The sequence below is a fragment of the Mycobacterium sp. NGS57 genome (assembly GCF_059812405.1).
Genome location: NZ_JCALCP010000003.1, coordinates 229,169 through 243,290, shown reverse-complemented (window position 1 = coordinate 243,290; position 14,122 = coordinate 229,169). Strand labels below are relative to the sequence as shown.

Below are 14,122 nucleotides of genomic sequence, written 5' to 3'. Positions count from 1 at the left end.
CTCACCCATCAATGCCGGTGAAACTGCTGCCGTCTCGTGGACACACGGCGTCATAGAGATTGATGATTCGCCCGTCCGCCACCGCGTCGCAACCCTCGGTGTACCTGGGGCTGGTCGTGGCTTGGGCAGCTCCCGACGCCGAAAGACATACAACCTGAACTAAGCCGGGGACTTCCTAAGACTTCCAATGGCAGGATCTTCCGCATGGGCCCTTTTCTGCTGCGCGCGGTACTGACCGGATTGGCACTGTGGTTAGTCACCAAGTTCGTCCATGGCATCAATTTCGTGGGCGGCGACACCAGGCTCCAACAGGTTGGCATCATCTTCGTCGTCGCCGTGATCTTCGGTCTGGTCAACGCGTTCATCAAACCGATCGTCCAGATCCTGTCGATCCCGCTCTACATCCTGACGCTCGGCCTGATCCACATCGTGATCAACGCCCTGATGTTGTGGATCACCGCACGGATCACCGAGCACACGACGCACTGGGGTCTGCAAATCGATCACTTCTGGTGGACGGCGATCAAGGCGGCCATCGTGTTGTCGATCGTGAGCTGGGTGCTGTCGCTGGTGGTGCGCCGCGCCCGCGCCTGACGGCTCACCGCGCCTGCCACCGCGGCGGCCGCTTTTCGGCGAAGGCGCGCGGACCCTCTTTGGCGTCCTCGGTCTCGAAAATGCGGTCGCTGTGCCGGGTTTCGTTGTCGTAGGCCGACGCCAGGTCGAACGCAAGGCCTTCGACGGCCGACTGCTTGGTCGCGGAGACCGCGAGGGGCGCGTTCGCCGCGACGCGCTCGGCGTAGTCGTACGCGGTGTGCATCAGCTCCTCCGCCGCGACCACCCGGTTGACCAGTCCCATGGCCAGGGCCCGCTCCGCGTCGATCATGTCGGCCGTCAGCAGCAGCTCCATCGCCAGCGGGTAGGGCATCTGGCGAGGCAGCCGGACGGTGGTTCCGCCGCCGGCGAACAGGCCGCGCTTGGGTTCCATCACCGCGAACCGCGCCCCGGGGACGGCCACGCGAATGTCGGTGGAGGTCAACATCTCGAAGCCGCCCGCGACGCACGTGCCGTTGACGGCCGCGACGATCGGCTTGTACACCGGGAACCGGTGCAGGACGGCGTGAATGGCGTCGTCCTTGTTCCAGCCGTCGGGCCGGGGCAGGTCGCCGGTGAGCTCCGGGATGAATTTCTTGAGGTCGGCTCCCGTGCAGAAGTCGCGGCCGACGCCGGTGACGACCGCGACCCACGCGCTGTCGTCGTCGCGGAACGCCGCCCACGCGCGGGCCAGGTCGCGGAAATGCTCCATGTCCAGCGAATTGCGCGTCTCGGGGCGGTTGATCGTGATCGTCGCGATGTGGCCGTCGAGCGAGTAGTCGATGCTCACCGGACCGCCAGACCCGCATCGACCAGGCGCACGACGTCGCGCGCGCAACCCCACGACAGCGTGACGCCGTTGCTGCTGTGGCCGTAGTTGTGGACGCACAGCGCCCGCCCGAGGGGCTCGGCCTCGACCCGCACCGACGGCCGATCGGGACGCAGCCCGGTGATGACCTCGATGACGTCGGCGTCGTGCAACCGCGGCTCGATGCGGCGGCATTGCTGCAGGATCCGGTCGGTCACCGCGGGCTCCGCGGCGGTGTCCCAGCGGCCGGGGATGCTGATGCCGCCGCAGACCACCCGCTGCGGGTGCGGGAAGTAGCAGGTCCATTCCGGGGCCTGGTTGATCTCGATAAACAGCTGCCGCAGACCGGGATTTGTCAGGATGACGTGCTGGCCGAAGAGCGGGCGCACCGTGTCGTCGCCCGTTAGGGCCGCGGCGCCGAGGCCCGCGCAGTTGACGACGATCGGCGCCGCGTCGGCGGCTTCGGCCAGCGACCGCACCGGGCGCACCTCGATGTCGCAGCCGGCCGCGGCCAGCCGCCGGGTCAGGTAGTCGAGGTGGTGTGGCATGTCGATCATCGGCACCGTGGCGCGAAACCCGAGGCCGAATCCGTCGGGCACGTCGGCGGGGTCGGCCGGGCGCAAGTCGGGGATCAAGGCAGCCGCCGACGACATCGCCTCAGCCGCGGTGAGTTCGCCGACGGCCAGCGCCGGTGCCATCTGCACGCCCGAGTCGGGGTCGCGGGCCAGTTCGCGGAACACTTCCAGGGAATGCTCGGTCCATGCCAGCGTCTGGTCCGCCCGTTCGGCCGGGCGCGGCGGCGCCCAGACCGCGCCGGCCACGGCCGAAGTCGTCTGGTGCGGCGGCGCGGCCGCCCACACGCGCACCGGCCAGCCCGCTTCGGCCAGGCATATCGCCGAGGTCAAACCGCTGACGCCGGCGCCGACGACAACGACCTGTTGCGGCTCGCCCGACACGGCCGGCTCCCGTCAGGAATGGGGGGGTTGCTGGCCGTTCTGGCCGCCGAGCAGCCCGTTGAGGATGCCGAGCGTGCCCTGCACGCCGGGCGGCGGGGCGGTGGGCGGGGGAGTCGCGTCGGGGGTCAGCTGCCACGGCTGGCAGCCCGACGTCTTGAACGACTTGTCGGTCGGATCGATCTGCACGACCTGCGGCTTCTTGCTCAGGGAGTTGTCGATGAGGTTGCCGTCGGGGTTGCCCGTCCGCTTCCAGTAGCAGGTGCCGTTCTCGAGGGGCCCCGGCGAGCTGTAGATGCCCGGCGCGATGTCGGACCCCACCGCGTAGGTGCCGTCTTTGTCGATGCTCGTCTTCGGGCCGGGCGGCGGTGACGGCTCCGGATCGGCGCCGGCGATACCCACCGACGCCGCCCAGCCCGCCAGCAGCAGGCCGGCGGCGACGAATCGTGTCGCGACCGGTGCGTTGAAACCCATGTCAAGCAGCGTACCGGGGTCTTGAGCCAAGGTGCACGTTCCGCCAAGCCGGGGCGCCACGGCCCGCCACGCCGGGGGCGTTTTCGCGCCGGGCGGGGCGGGTATTTGAGCGGAGTGTTTTGGGTCGCCGCGGTGCTCGCCGTCCTTGGCGTCGCGTTGTTCGCCGTCGGATTCATCCTCTTCGCGAACGGCACCGGGGCGGCGCCGCGGCGCCGGACCGAGGAAGACCCCACCGGAGTCAAACGGGCCGGTGCGCGAGTGAAGTGGTCGGACGTGTTTCGCCGCATGCCGAGCAGCGTGGGCGTCCTGCTCGACAAGGACGCCGAACGCGGTCAGCAGCTGGCCGGGCTGGGGTCGTTGTTCGTTTTGGCCGCGGTGTTGGCGGGCCTCGGCGCCATCCTGGCGCTGATCGCGGGCCTGGTTTCCTAGTTGATCGAGGCCCGAACACCGAGGACCGCCTGGGTGCCGCGCCCGCCGTCGAAGTTCGCAACCCAGGGCCAGTGGCCCTGCGAATCAACCCACACGGCCTGCAGGGCCGTCATCTCGTCGCCAAACATCGCATCCGCAAAGACGAGGTGCGCGTCCGGGTGCTCCACCTCGACCATTTCGACGAGCGGTCCGGCCGGAACGACGATCCGCATGCCGGGCGCCTGCCGCTCGCCGTCGACGGCTCGCCGGCCCAGAGCGTTCAACATCTTTGCCGCCCGCCGCGGTGCGACGCCGGTGACCAGCAGTTCGGGCAGCCCGTAGCGGGTCAGGCCGATCGTGTACGCGAAGGGCATCCGATCGCCCTCCACGTACTGCACCGCCCAGCCGTTCTCGAGCATCGTCCGGCGCAGTTCGGCGAGGTAGTCCTCTGTGGTGCTGCCCGGGTGGTCGCATTGCCAGCACATCGCGATCCCCTTTCATCGTGCTTGCCGCCACGATGCACGGGGCGTCTGACAAGTGGGCCGGTTGAAGGCGCTACGCCAGCCGGCGAACCTTGCCGGCGTAGCCGAGTGCGTGCTCGTACGTCTGGAGGTTGTCGCGCGAGATCTTGGCGTGCACGGGGCGCTCGAGGAAGAAGCGCAGCACCGGGTTGTACGCGTGGTAGGTCTCGTGGAAGGTCAGCACGGTGGTGCCGTCGGGCTGCTCCTCGAGCTCGTGATAGCCCTCGGCGCGCGACCACAACGGCGCGCCGACGGCCACGTAGCGCGACAGCTTGTTGAGCTCGGCCTCGGTGACGGTCTCCCAGGACCGCGCCCGGCCCCGGGACAGCAGGTACTTGGGCACTTCGAAGATGCAGGTACGGACCAGGCCCTCGCCGGCCTCGTTGCCCTCGTTGAGGATTTCCATGCTGCCGGTGGGCCACTTGAGGACTCGCGGTCGCGGCGCGTTCGGCGGGGCCGGGGGGTGCAGCACCCGCCACACCTTCCGCGGCGGCGCGTCGATGTGGAATCGCACGGTGTAGGACCGCATCAGCTATCTCCTCGCAGCTATCCCCAGCTATCCCAATACGTGACGGTCTCCGGGGGTGGCCGCGAGGCCGGCCGGAAGTCGGTGCCGATGGTGTAGGCGACCGGGAAGAGCGCGGCCTGGGTGGCCGTGGGCGGGATGCCGAGCAAGTCGGCCACCTCGCGTTCCCTGGCCAGATGCATCGTCGTCCACACCGATCCCAGCCCGCGCGATCGCAGGGCGAGCAGGAAGCTCCAGCCGGCCGGGATGATCGACGCCCACGCCGACGCGGCGGTCAGCAGGTTCGAGTTGTCGATGCGGTTGTCCAGGCAGGGGATGACATGCACGGGCACCCGGGCCAGCGTGTCGGTGAGCGCGAACGCGCTGGCGTACACGCGTTGGGTCTGCGGGTCGGACGCATCCTTGGCGGCCTGCGCCAGGTATTGGGCGCCCACGCTGCGGTAGATGTCGGCGATGGCGGCGCGCTTGTCGGCGTCGGTGATCACCAGCCACCGCCAGTCCTGGGTGTTGCTCGCCGTGGGCGCCTGCATGGCCAGCCGGATGCACTCGAGGATCACGTCGCGACCGACCGGACGGTTCAGGTCCAGGCGTTTGCGCACCGACCGCGTGGTGGTCAGCAGCTCGTCGACCGAGGCTAGGTCCATCGCAGTCCGTCGAAATCCATTGCCGTCGAACTCCTGCCCGGTCAAGATCGTTACCGGGTTGAGCAAACCAGATTCTCAACTCGGCTGTCCAGGTCGAACGCAGGCCCGGCGTAGACCCGGGAAACCGGGCGGGCTACGGTCCGTTGAACGACGGCGTTCAAGGCAGAGCGCCCCGTGTTTGGAGGTCTCGGCGTGCTGTTCATGCACGAGGTGCACACGGTGCGCGGCCGCCTCGAGGACGACTTCGAGGCCGCGTTCCGGACGGGCTGGATGCCCATGCTGGCCGCCGGCGACGACGCCCGGCTGCTGTGGTACGCCAACCAGGCGCACGGCAGCGGCCCCGCCTACACGGTCATCACCATCACCGCGGTTCGCGACGGGGCCGCCTGGGAGCGCCTGACCGAGCGGGTCCAGAAGGGCGATCTTCAGGAGTGGATGCGCCACGTGGACGAGTTGCGCCACGAGGTCGACGCCAAGCTGCTGGTGCCGCTGCCATGGTCGCCCCTACCCGAGGTGTCGTTCGACGACGTGCCGGTCGACGGGCGAGAGCACGAGATGAGCCTCTACATGGAAGACACCATGTGGCCGTATGAGGACAAGTTCGAGGAATACATCGTCCAGTGCGGCGAGGTGTACGCGCGAAGCCTCGAGCAGCCGTCGTCCATGCTGACCATGCACGCCGCGTTCCAGCCCGCCCTCGGCAGCCACGTACGCCGCGAGGTGATCCTGATGCAGCGCATCAGCCGGCCCGAGGCCCTGCTCGATCTGCTGCGCACCCACATTCCCGCCGAGTACCGCGCGCCGGGAACCTGGATGCACGACGCCCTGGACCTGCGCGACCAGTGGACCACCCGGCTGCTGCGCACCTCCGAGTGGTCGCCCTTGCATTAGGTACATGAGGCCGCTGATGAACATCGGGACGACCCTCGACGCCGCCGCGACCGGCGAGCCGGACCGGGTCGCTCTGATCATCGACGGGCGCGCCATCAGTTACGACGAGCTGGCGGCCACGGTGCGGCGCTGCGCCGCGTGCCTGGCTGAGCGGGGCGTGGCGGCCGGCCAACGCGTCGCGGTCGTCGACTACGGCGGCCTGCACTCGATCGCCACGATGCTCGCGGCGGCGCGCCTCGGCGCCGCGGCCGCGCTGATGAATCCCGCGCTGACGCCCGGCGAGCTGCGCGGGCTGCTGACGAACGCCGGCTGCGCCGACGTGGCCGTGGCGGGGGAGCAGTACGCGCAGCGGCTGCGCGACGCGGGCGCGGCGACGGTGCTGACGGCGCCGGACCTCGACCAGACCGAGGGCCCCGCCCTCGACGTGCCAGTCGACCCGGCCGACGACCGCGACGCCTTGGTCCTATTCACCAGCGGCACAACGGGATTGCCGAAGGCCATCGGGGTTCCCGGTCGCCGGCTCGCCGACCGGATCAGGGGAATGACACCGCCGTTCCGGCCGGGCACCGAACCCGCGGTGGGGATGATGTGCGTCCCGTTCTTCCACGTCGGGGGCGCGCTGGGCACGCTGGGCAGTTTGTACTCGGGCCACACGTTGGTGGTGCAGCCGCGCTTCGACGCCGGTGAATGGCTGCGGCTGGTGGCACGGCACCGGGTGGCGACCACCTTCATGGTGCCGACAATGCTGCAGCGCGTCCTCGATCACCCGGACTTCGCCGGCACCGACCTGACGTCGCTGGTGGCCATCGCCTACGGCGCCGCCGCCGCGCCAATCACGTTGGTGCGCAGGGCAATGGCGGCGCTGCCGCACGTCGCGTTGGCCAACGTGTTCGGCCAGACCGAGACGCTGGGCGCGTACACGACGCTGCTGCCCGGCGATCACCGCGACCCCACGCGCGCCGGGTCGGTCGGCCGGGCGCTTCCCGGGGTCGACGTGCGCGTGGTGGACCCCGCCACCGGCGACGACGTCGCGCAAGGCGCGGTCGGCGAGCTGTGGGTGAACACCACCCAGAACGTCGCCGAGGGCTGGTTGCGCACCGGCGATCTCGCGCGGGTGGACTCCGACGGCTACATCTTCCCCAGCGGCCGGCTGAGCGACACGATCAACCGCGGGGGAGAGAAGTTCGGGCCGATCGAGGTGGAGGAGGCGCTGCGCAGCCATCCGGCGGTGGCCGACGTCGCGGTCGCCGGCGTCGCCGACGACGAACTCGGCCAGCGGGTCGGTGCCGCCGTAGTGGCCTGCGCGCCAGTGACACTCGAGCAGTTGCGCTCGCATTGCCGCGAGTTGATCGCCTACTTCAAGCTCCCCGAGCGGCTGGCGATGGTAGACCAGATCCCCTACAACGCGACCGGCAAGGTCAGCCGGCGCCAGATCGCCGCGCTCATCGTGGACGAGACCTGAGCCCAGGGCGCCGCAATGCTGTTTCTGCACGAGACCCACCAGGTGGTCGGAGCGCGCGAGGAAGAGTTCGAGGCCGCCTACCGCGACGGCTGGATGCCCACGCTGGCGCAGGACGACGACGCCAGGCTGCTGTGGTACGCCAACCACGCTCACGGCTCCGGGCTTGCCTACAACGTCGTCACCATCACCGCAATCAGCGACGGCGCGGCCTGGGAACGCCTGGCCCGACGGGCCCAGACCGGGGACCTGAAGCCGTGGCTGCGCGAGCTGGACCACCTACGCCACAACGTGTCCGGAAAGATCCTGCTGCCCGTCGATTGGTCGCCGCTACAGACCGTCGACCTGACCGGCGTGCCATCCAGCGGCGCAACCCATCCGCCGAGCCTGTTCATGGAGGACACCGGGTGGCCCTACGCCCCGCTCGACGACTACATCCGGATGTGGGACGAGATCTACTACCGGGTACTTTCCCGGGCCCCCAAAGAGCGGCGAATCCTCGATATCCAGGCCTGCTTTCAGGTCGCGCACGGCAGCCACCGGCGGCGAGAAGCGGTGCTGTGGCAGAAGATCGAGAATTTCGACAACTATGCCGCGCTCGTGCGTCTGCTGACCACCGAGACCGCGCCCGAGCACCGCGCGCCCGGCAGCTACATGGTCGAGGCGCTTAAGTATCGCGACCAGTGGCAGAGCCGCCTGCTGCGCACGTCAGACTGGTCACCCCTGTACTGAGCGCCCTAGGCCAGAGCCGCCAGGCCCGAGCGAACCAGGTCCAGGCTGGCGGCGACCATCTCGCCGAGGTCGCCCGTACAGCCGTTGCGGCCCCAATTCTCCACCGCCACAACCAAAGCCGCGGCCAGGGTCGAGCCGGCGACCTCGGCGGCGAGATCGACGTCCGCGACGTCCGGGTTGCGGCTTTTGACAAACTCGGTCAGCACCCCGGCGAACGACGCCTGCACAACCCGCAGGTGGCCCGCGATGCGCTCGGCGCTGATCAGCTCCGCGCGCGCCGTCGCGGCCTGGCGGACCACTTCGAGGTCGTGCGGGAAGGCCGCGACGCTCGCCAGGACCGCGTCGAACAACGACTCGGCGGGCGGCCGCTGCGCCAGCGCCTCGGCCAGCCATTCCAGCTGCGTCTCGTAGTCCTGGAACAGCACGGCCTCCTTGGTCGGGAAGTGCCGGAAGAACGTGCGCTCGGTGACGCCGGCCTCGGCGGCCAGCTCGGTCACGGTTACGTTGGCAAACCCCTTGCGGGCGAAGCACTTCAGCGCCGCGCGGCGCAGCGCCTCATGCGTCGACCGGCGGCGCTGCTCGTGGCCGTTCGGGGGCCTGGGAACTGGCATCTTCCAATTATGTCAGTACTGACATATTCTTGTCACGCGCCGAGCCGAGGAGGACATCGATGAGCGACTATGACGCGATCGTCGTGGGAGCCGGGCACAACGGACTGACCGCGGCCGCGATATTGCAGCGAGCCGGCCTGCGCACGCTGTGCCTGGAATCCAACACCTACGCGGGCGGCATGGCGGCGACCGTCGAACTGATCGACGGGTTCCGCTACGAGATCGCCGGGTCGGTGCAATTCCCCACGGCCAGCCAGATCACCAAGGACCTCGGCCTCGACACCCTGCCCACGGTTGAGCCGGACGTGATGTCGACCAACATCGGCGAAGCCGGCGAGGAGCCGATGGTCTTCTACCGCGACCCGATCCAGCTGATGACGCACCTCGGCGAGAAACACGGCATCGAGGCAGTCACCGGCATGGCCGAGCTGATCGCCTGGAGCCAGGGGCCGGCAAAGGCCCTCGGCCGCTTCGACGTTCGCCAGCCGCCCAAGACCTTCGACGAGATGTACGCCTGCGCGGCCAGCGACGCCGAGCGCCGCGCCATTCACGAGATGCTGTTCGGCTCCGCGATGGACGTGATCGACCGCTATCTGCCCGACCGGGACAAGCACGCGGTGATGCGCGGGATGCTGGCGTTTTTGGCGGTCAACTCCACCTACCGCGGCCCCTATACGCCGGGTAGCGCGACGTGTTTGGCGTTCGCGCTGGCGGTGCCGGACGACGCCACCGCGATGATGACCAAGCTCAAGGGCGGCATCGGCGCGCTGACCGAGCACCTGCGCGAGTTGTTCGTCTCCCACGGCGGCGAGATCAGGTTCCGGGCCAAAGTCGAGCAGATCCTGGTCGGGCGCGGCGCGGTGACCGGGGTGCGACTGCGCGACGGCTCCACCATCACCGCCCCAATCGTGGTGTCCAACCTGTCGCCCGACCTCACCCTCACCGGGCTCATCGCGCCCGAACACGTTCCCGCAGAAGTCGTCTCGCGTGTCGCGGACCGCGATCACCGCGCCTCGTTCGTCCAGCTGCACTTCGCCCTCGACGGGCTGCCCGAGTTCGCGCCGCCGTACGAGTTCTTGAACGAAGAAGGCATGCAGCAGTCCGTCGGCATCTTCGGCTCGCCCGAAGAGCAACAGCTGCAATGGGAGACCTGCCGTCGGGGCCTGATCCCGGACAACCCGTCGCTCGGGCTGCAGATCCCCTCGGTGCACGACCCCGCCATGGCGCCGCCCGGCAAGCACGCCGCCAGCGCCTTCGCCTACGCCTTCCCGGTGGAGGTCGACCGCGAACAGCACGGCCAGCTGAAAAGCGAGATGGCGCAGCGGGTCGTCGCCAAGATCACCAGGTTCGCCCCGAACTTCAAGGACATCGTGATCCGCCACATCACGTTCGCGCCCTACCACATGAACACGATGTTCGCCGCGCCCGACGGCGACTTCTGCCACGGGCTATTGCACCCGGACCTGATGGGCCCCAACCGCCCGGGCCCCAAGGGCTTTCTGGATTGCCCGATCCCGATCCAAGGGCTCTACCTCGGCGGCGCGGGATGCCATGGCGGGCCGGGCATCACGTTCACCCCCGGCTACAACGCCGCCTACCAGGCGCTCGACGACGTGGCCTGACCCGTTTCAGGGTTGGCAGGCGGGTTCCAGCGGGAGGATCGGGCCGCCGGATTGCAGCGACAGCAGATGCAGGTAGGTGGCGAGCGAATGCTCGCACGCCACACTGTATTTGACCAGCACCTGCGGCGGCAGCGGCACCAGCCGGACCGGGTTCAGCTCGTACGGGTTGAGCACGTGTTCGTAGTCCAGCGGCGGGGGCAGCGCGGGGACGATGTCCAGGCGATTGGCGATGCGATACGAGTTCGTGACCACCTGGTCGTAGGTGCCGGCAAACAGCGAATCCCCGGTACGCGGGCTACCGTAGGTGTACACGGCCGGGTGCGTGAACGTCGTGTTCGCCGCCACGTCGAGGGCGAGCAGCGTCGCCAGGGCTCCGCCCAGGCTGTGCCCGCATAGCGTCAGAGAGTTGATCGCTTGGGGGAACTTGAGTTTCGTCAGCGCCGCGGCCACGGTCGGCGAGCCCGGCTGCGTTCCGGTGCGCAGCGAGTCGTACATGATGGTGAAGCCCTCCTCGGTGTGGCCGGCGCCGGCCAGGAACGGGCAGGGCACCTGGAAGAAGTCGGCGTCGTGGATCCACTCGAGGATTCCCTCGGTCCCGCGGAGCGCGACCGCCACGTCGCCGGTCTTGTCCGCCTGGCAGATCAGCCCGATGGACACCTCGTCGTCGGCCCGGGCCGGGTTCATGTCGGTGGCCAGGTCGTTGGCGTAGATCGTCGTGACGACGGTGTAGTCGATGCCGCCGGCGATCAGGGCCTTGCCGGCCGCGTTGGTCAGATCGCCGGGCGACGTCGCGTAGGTGGCATCGACCAGCTGGGCGAATTGTATTGCCCGCGTTATATTTAACGCCGGCGTGGTCGCCGGCATCAGGCGCCGAACGTTCCGGTGTAGCGCGCCCGCCCGGTCGCGGCGCGCGTAATCGCCTGTGCGGCTTGGGCCCCGGCGAGCCCGGCGGGCAGCTGGAAGGTGGCGGGCAGCTGATACAGGGTGAACCGGTAGTGGTGCACCCCCGTCCCCGCTGGCGGGCAGGGCCCGCTGTACTCGGCCCGGCCGGCCGAGTTCGGCAGGCTGCTCGCGCCGGGCGGGGTCTGACCCTCGGCGGTGCTTCCCGGGCCGGGCGGGATTCCCGCCACGATCCAGTGCACGTAGGGCCCGCGCGGGGCGTCCGGGTCATCGACGACGAGCGCCGCGCCCTGCGGCGCCGACCACGTCAACGGCGGTGCGGCGTCGGCGCCCTTGCAGGTGTACTGCGCCGGGATCGGGGCGCCGTCGGAAAACGCGGGACTGCTGATGGTCAGCGGGCCGCCGGCGGGCGCCGCGGGGACGCTGCGGCCCAGGGTCGTCACCTTCGGCGTCTGCGGGGCCGTCATGTGGCCGCCACCGCCGCCCCCGCAGCCGGCCAGCGCCCCCAGCAGCGCCAGTCCGCCCACGACCGCCGCGATTCGTGTCCGTTCCATACACGAAGTGTCGCGCGCGAAACCCGACTCGGGAAGCGTCTACTTTCCGCCCTTGACCTTGAGCACACGCTTGCGCAGGCCGTCGGTCGCCGTTTCCATCAGCCCCTTGGCGCCCCGTTTGACCAGGAATCCGGGAACCGGCGCCGAGGGCTCCACGGTGAGCTCGAAATTGACCCGGGTGGAATCGCCTTCGGGCGTGAGACGGTAGCGGCCTTCCTGCGCGCGTTGCTGTTTGGCGCTCACCAGCGTCCAGCCCACGCCGTCGTCGTACACGGTGTAGTCCAGCACCTGCTCGTCGGTGACGCCCACGATCTTGACCGACTGCCGGGATTTGGTGGGGTGGCCGTCGTCGTCGCGCTCCAGGATTTCGACCTTCTTGTGGAACGAGGACCACTGGGTCAGCGACTCGAGGTCGAACAACACGTCCATGATCTGGTCGGGCGTCGCGTCGATGACGACTTCGCGGGTTTCGGTGATAGCCATGGGGGAACTAGTAGCCGTTGCCGCGATGCTAAAAACCTCAAGGCACCAGCACGACCTTGCCGACGTTCTCGCGGGCGGCCAGGATCCGGTGCGCCTCGGGCGCCTCGGCGAACGGCACCGCCGCATGCACGACGGGAGAGATGGTGCCGTCGTCGAGCGCCGCGGCCAGGGGCGTGATCCAGGGCTCGAGCGTGCCGCGGTCGTCCCACAGCCGCAGCATGTTGAGGCCGATCACGGCCTTCGATTCGGAGAGCTGGTCGATCAGGTTGAAGCCGCGCAGCATGGTCAGTGCGTGCGGCGCAGCGGCGCGCAGGGAGCGCTTCTCGCCGTGCTGCAGGTTCGAAATGCCGTAGCCCACAAGCCTTCCGCCCGGGCGCAGCAGGGCATAGGAGCGGCGCAGCGACGTGCCGCCCAGCGCGTCGAGCACCAGGTCGTACGGGTCGAGGCCCTTCCACCAGCCGTCGCGGCGGTAGTCGATCGTCCGGTCCACGCCCAGCTCGGCCAGCTTCGCGTGCTTGCCGGGCGACGCGGTGCCGTGCACCTCGGCCCCGGCGGCCTTCGCGAACTGGACCGCCGCGATGCCGACGCCGCCCGCCGCGGCGTGCACCAGAACCCGCTCGCCGGCGCGCAGCGACCCGTAGCCGTGCAGCGCCGCCCAGGCGGTCGCGTAGTTGACCGGGACGGCGGCGCCCTGCTCGAAGCTCAGCGCGTCGGGTAGCGACACCGAATCGCTCGCCGCGACGTTGACGGTCTCGGCGTAGCCGCCGAATCGGGTGCCGGCCAGCACCCGTTCGCCGACGCGCCCGGCGTCCACGCCGTCTCCGACGGCCTCGACCGTGCCGGCGACCTCGTAGCCCACCACCGCCGGGAGTTTCGGCGCGTCGGGATACAGGCCGACGCGGGCCATGTGGTCGGCGAAGTTGACCCCGGCCGCGCGCACCGCGACGCGCAGCTGTCCCGGGCCCGGGGGCGGCGGGTCGGGACGCTCCTCGACCTTCAACACGGACGGGTCGCCGTGCTTGGTGATGACGACTGCTCGCATCGTGTTCTCCTTAGTCCTGATCAACACTCTGCGCAAGCCGTCATCAACGGAGCCGATTTGCGGTGGTCCGCAGCCGCCGACCGCTAGCCAAAGGGACGGCGTTTTCGCGCCAACTGCTCTAAGCTCCCTGTCAGAACGTCAAGAAGCCTGGTCAGAGGAGCATCCGTGACAGATTCAGCAGAGTCAGTGGTTCGGAAGTTCTTGGCCTGCTTTCCAACATCGGACGTCGACGAGGTGATCGGCTTCTTTAGTGACGATGCGGTATACATCGACGGTCCGCGGGGAGTCCACAAGGGCGTCGATGCCGTCAGAACGGAATTGCAGGCGCAGTTGAGGTTAGTTCCGAACACCTCGGTCGACATCAAGAGTCTCGCAGCGAATGGGGGCACGGTTCTGACCGAACGAGTCGACAGTTGTGAGATCGCCGGTAAAACCGTCGGTTTTGAATGCGTGGGCGTCTTCGACGTCGATTCTGATGGTCGCATCACACGTTGGCGAGACTATTACGACCTCTCGACGTTCGCGGAGCAGATGATGGCGGCAACCGCATCGCCGAGTTGACCTTTCGCGTTTTGATTTAGTCCAGCTCCTCGGCCAGCCTCTCAGCTACGGAACCGGCCCCGCCATCGACTCCGATTCCGACGTGGCGGCCTGGCCGGCAACCCTTGAGCGAGTGCTCAGGATCGGTGGGGCCCAAGCCATCTATGTCCCGGGCCACGGCAAAACCGTCGACGCGGGCTTCGTCGGCCGGCAGCGGGACTGGCTGAGCGCCCGCGGCGCGCGGGTGTGAACACTAAAAACGTTGCGGCGCAACGTACCCGGGCATCCGTTGCCAACCGCCCGCCGGATGCCGCAAAACGGCATGACAACGGTTTCGGCTCGGCTGCATCGACCCCTGATTGA

Annotated in this window: 18 protein-coding genes and 1 pseudogene; 8 read left to right on the top strand and 11 right to left on the bottom strand. The window is 68.9% G+C overall.

What is annotated here, in order from left to right:
- Positions 1-204 precede the first annotated feature (204 nt).
- Positions 205-594 carry a phage holin family protein gene (locus AC5Y43_RS07540; RefSeq protein ID WP_499970950.1) on the top strand — a complete coding sequence of 130 codons (390 nt, stop codon included), beginning with the start codon at positions 205-207 and terminating at the stop codon, positions 592-594.
- Between the two features lie 4 nt (positions 595-598).
- On the opposite strand, the gene AC5Y43_RS07535 is transcribed toward AC5Y43_RS07540, so the two are convergent.
- Genes AC5Y43_RS07535 through AC5Y43_RS07525 form a run of 3 tightly spaced genes read right to left on the bottom strand, consistent with a single transcriptional unit; the run spans position 599 to position 2,826 of the window.
- A complete protein-coding gene (locus AC5Y43_RS07535) occupies positions 599-1,381 on the bottom strand; it encodes an enoyl-CoA hydratase/isomerase family protein (protein ID WP_499970947.1) in 783 nt (260 codons plus the stop codon).
- On the bottom strand, positions 1,378-2,355 hold the full coding sequence (locus AC5Y43_RS07530; protein WP_499970945.1) for an FAD-dependent oxidoreductase: 978 nt from the start codon (positions 2,353-2,355) through the stop codon (positions 1,378-1,380). Before AC5Y43_RS07530 ends, AC5Y43_RS07535 begins: the two co-directional genes overlap by 4 nt.
- A 12-nt stretch (positions 2,356-2,367) precedes the next feature.
- Positions 2,368-2,826, bottom strand: a complete 459-nt coding sequence (locus tag AC5Y43_RS07525; RefSeq protein ID WP_499970943.1) for an Rv1352/Rv1906c domain-containing protein — start codon at positions 2,824-2,826, stop codon at positions 2,368-2,370.
- A 105-nt stretch (positions 2,827-2,931) separates the two neighbouring features.
- Here AC5Y43_RS07525 and AC5Y43_RS07520 point away from each other — a divergent pair, with 105 nt between their 5' ends.
- Positions 2,932-3,255 carry a hypothetical protein gene (locus AC5Y43_RS07520; protein ID WP_499970941.1) on the top strand — a complete coding sequence of 108 codons (324 nt, stop codon included), beginning with the start codon at positions 2,932-2,934 and terminating at the stop codon, positions 3,253-3,255.
- On the opposite strand, the gene AC5Y43_RS07515 is transcribed toward AC5Y43_RS07520, so the two are convergent.
- From AC5Y43_RS07515 to AC5Y43_RS07505, 3 genes are all read right to left on the bottom strand, one after another.
- Positions 3,252-3,719 (bottom strand): DUF4262 domain-containing protein, encoded by a 468-nt coding sequence (locus tag AC5Y43_RS07515; RefSeq protein WP_499970938.1) that lies wholly within the window; start codon positions 3,717-3,719, stop codon positions 3,252-3,254. The genes AC5Y43_RS07520 and AC5Y43_RS07515 overlap by 4 nt on opposite strands.
- A gap of 70 nt (positions 3,720-3,789) precedes the next feature.
- Positions 3,790-4,284: an SRPBCC family protein gene (locus AC5Y43_RS07510; protein WP_499970935.1), complete on the bottom strand. Its 495-nt coding sequence runs from the start codon at positions 4,282-4,284 to the stop codon at positions 3,790-3,792.
- Positions 4,285-4,301: 17 nt separating this feature from the next.
- Positions 4,302-4,925: a nitroreductase family protein gene (locus AC5Y43_RS07505; protein ID WP_499970932.1), complete on the bottom strand. Its 624-nt coding sequence runs from the start codon at positions 4,923-4,925 to the stop codon at positions 4,302-4,304.
- A 174-nt stretch (positions 4,926-5,099) separates the two neighbouring features.
- Here AC5Y43_RS07505 and AC5Y43_RS07500 point away from each other — a divergent pair, with 174 nt between their 5' ends.
- From AC5Y43_RS07500 to AC5Y43_RS07490, 3 genes are read left to right on the top strand one after another with little or no spacing between them, the layout of a single operon-like run.
- Positions 5,100-5,816: a hypothetical protein gene (locus AC5Y43_RS07500; RefSeq protein ID WP_499970930.1), complete on the top strand. Its 717-nt coding sequence runs from the start codon at positions 5,100-5,102 to the stop codon at positions 5,814-5,816.
- A gap of 4 nt (positions 5,817-5,820) precedes the next feature.
- Positions 5,821-7,278, top strand: a complete 1,458-nt coding sequence (locus AC5Y43_RS07495; protein ID WP_499970928.1) for a class I adenylate-forming enzyme family protein — start codon at positions 5,821-5,823, stop codon at positions 7,276-7,278.
- A 15-nt stretch (positions 7,279-7,293) separates the two neighbouring features.
- Positions 7,294-8,007 (top strand): hypothetical protein, encoded by a 714-nt coding sequence (locus AC5Y43_RS07490; protein ID WP_499970926.1) that lies wholly within the window; start codon positions 7,294-7,296, stop codon positions 8,005-8,007.
- 5 nt (positions 8,008-8,012) lie between these two features.
- Here AC5Y43_RS07490 and AC5Y43_RS07485 read toward each other — a convergent pair whose 3' ends face one another.
- Positions 8,013-8,618, bottom strand: coding sequence for a TetR/AcrR family transcriptional regulator (locus AC5Y43_RS07485; RefSeq protein WP_499970924.1), 606 nt, complete (start codon positions 8,616-8,618; stop codon positions 8,013-8,015).
- Positions 8,619-8,677: 59 nt separating this feature from the next.
- On the opposite strand from AC5Y43_RS07485, the gene AC5Y43_RS07480 reads away from it, so the two are divergent.
- Positions 8,678-10,240: a phytoene desaturase family protein gene (locus AC5Y43_RS07480; protein ID WP_499970922.1), complete on the top strand. Its 1,563-nt coding sequence runs from the start codon at positions 8,678-8,680 to the stop codon at positions 10,238-10,240.
- Between the two features lie 6 nt (positions 10,241-10,246).
- On the opposite strand, the gene AC5Y43_RS07475 is transcribed toward AC5Y43_RS07480, so the two are convergent.
- The 4 genes from AC5Y43_RS07475 to AC5Y43_RS07460 are packed head-to-tail and all read right to left on the bottom strand — an operon-like array spanning position 10,247 to position 13,219.
- On the bottom strand, positions 10,247-11,104 hold the full coding sequence (locus tag AC5Y43_RS07475; protein WP_499970920.1) for a lipase family protein: 858 nt from the start codon (positions 11,102-11,104) through the stop codon (positions 10,247-10,249).
- Positions 11,104-11,694 (bottom strand): YbhB/YbcL family Raf kinase inhibitor-like protein, encoded by a 591-nt coding sequence (locus AC5Y43_RS07470; protein ID WP_499970918.1) that lies wholly within the window; start codon positions 11,692-11,694, stop codon positions 11,104-11,106. The genes AC5Y43_RS07475 and AC5Y43_RS07470 overlap by 1 nt, the downstream gene beginning before the upstream one ends.
- A 39-nt stretch (positions 11,695-11,733) precedes the next feature.
- Positions 11,734-12,177 carry an SRPBCC family protein gene (locus tag AC5Y43_RS07465; RefSeq protein WP_499970916.1) on the bottom strand — a complete coding sequence of 148 codons (444 nt, stop codon included), beginning with the start codon at positions 12,175-12,177 and terminating at the stop codon, positions 11,734-11,736.
- Positions 12,178-12,214: 37 nt separating this feature from the next.
- Entirely contained in the window at positions 12,215-13,219 is a 1,005-nt protein-coding gene (locus AC5Y43_RS07460) for a zinc-binding dehydrogenase (RefSeq protein WP_499970914.1), read from the bottom strand.
- Positions 13,220-13,384: 165 nt separating this feature from the next.
- Between AC5Y43_RS07460 and AC5Y43_RS07455 the strand changes: the two genes are divergently transcribed.
- Together AC5Y43_RS07455 and AC5Y43_RS07450 are read left to right on the top strand one after the other, a co-directional pair.
- A complete protein-coding gene (locus AC5Y43_RS07455; RefSeq protein ID WP_499970911.1) occupies positions 13,385-13,780 on the top strand; it encodes a limonene-1,2-epoxide hydrolase family protein in 396 nt (131 codons plus the stop codon).
- A gap of 58 nt (positions 13,781-13,838) precedes the next feature.
- Positions 13,839-14,009 (top strand): annotated as a pseudogene (locus AC5Y43_RS07450) (MBL fold metallo-hydrolase); the annotation flags it as partial.
- Between the last annotated feature and the right edge of the window lie 113 nt (positions 14,010-14,122).

Coding starts and splice junctions, on each gene's coding strand:
- AC5Y43_RS07540 (WP_499970950.1), top strand. CDS start 205: ATGGGCCCTTTTCTGCTGCGCGCGGTACTGACCGGATTGGCACTGTGG.
- AC5Y43_RS07525 (WP_499970943.1), bottom strand. CDS start 2,826: ATGGGTTTCAACGCACCGGTCGCGACACGATTCGTCGCCGCCGGCCTG.
- AC5Y43_RS07480 (WP_499970922.1), top strand. CDS start 8,678: ATGAGCGACTATGACGCGATCGTCGTGGGAGCCGGGCACAACGGACTG.
- AC5Y43_RS07505 (WP_499970932.1), bottom strand. CDS start 4,925: ATGGACCTAGCCTCGGTCGACGAGCTGCTGACCACCACGCGGTCGGTG.
- AC5Y43_RS07465 (WP_499970916.1), bottom strand. CDS start 12,177: ATGGCTATCACCGAAACCCGCGAAGTCGTCATCGACGCGACGCCCGAC.
- AC5Y43_RS07510 (WP_499970935.1), bottom strand. CDS start 4,284: ATGCGGTCCTACACCGTGCGATTCCACATCGACGCGCCGCCGCGGAAG.
- AC5Y43_RS07490 (WP_499970926.1), top strand. CDS start 7,294: ATGCTGTTTCTGCACGAGACCCACCAGGTGGTCGGAGCGCGCGAGGAA.
- AC5Y43_RS07515 (WP_499970938.1), bottom strand. CDS start 3,719: ATGTGCTGGCAATGCGACCACCCGGGCAGCACCACAGAGGACTACCTC.
- AC5Y43_RS07495 (WP_499970928.1), top strand. CDS start 5,821: ATGAGGCCGCTGATGAACATCGGGACGACCCTCGACGCCGCCGCGACC.
- AC5Y43_RS07475 (WP_499970920.1), bottom strand. CDS start 11,104: ATGCCGGCGACCACGCCGGCGTTAAATATAACGCGGGCAATACAATTC.
- AC5Y43_RS07485 (WP_499970924.1), bottom strand. CDS start 8,618: ATGCCAGTTCCCAGGCCCCCGAACGGCCACGAGCAGCGCCGCCGGTCG.
- AC5Y43_RS07460 (WP_499970914.1), bottom strand. CDS start 13,219: ATGCGAGCAGTCGTCATCACCAAGCACGGCGACCCGTCCGTGTTGAAG.
- AC5Y43_RS07470 (WP_499970918.1), bottom strand. CDS start 11,694: ATGGAACGGACACGAATCGCGGCGGTCGTGGGCGGACTGGCGCTGCTG.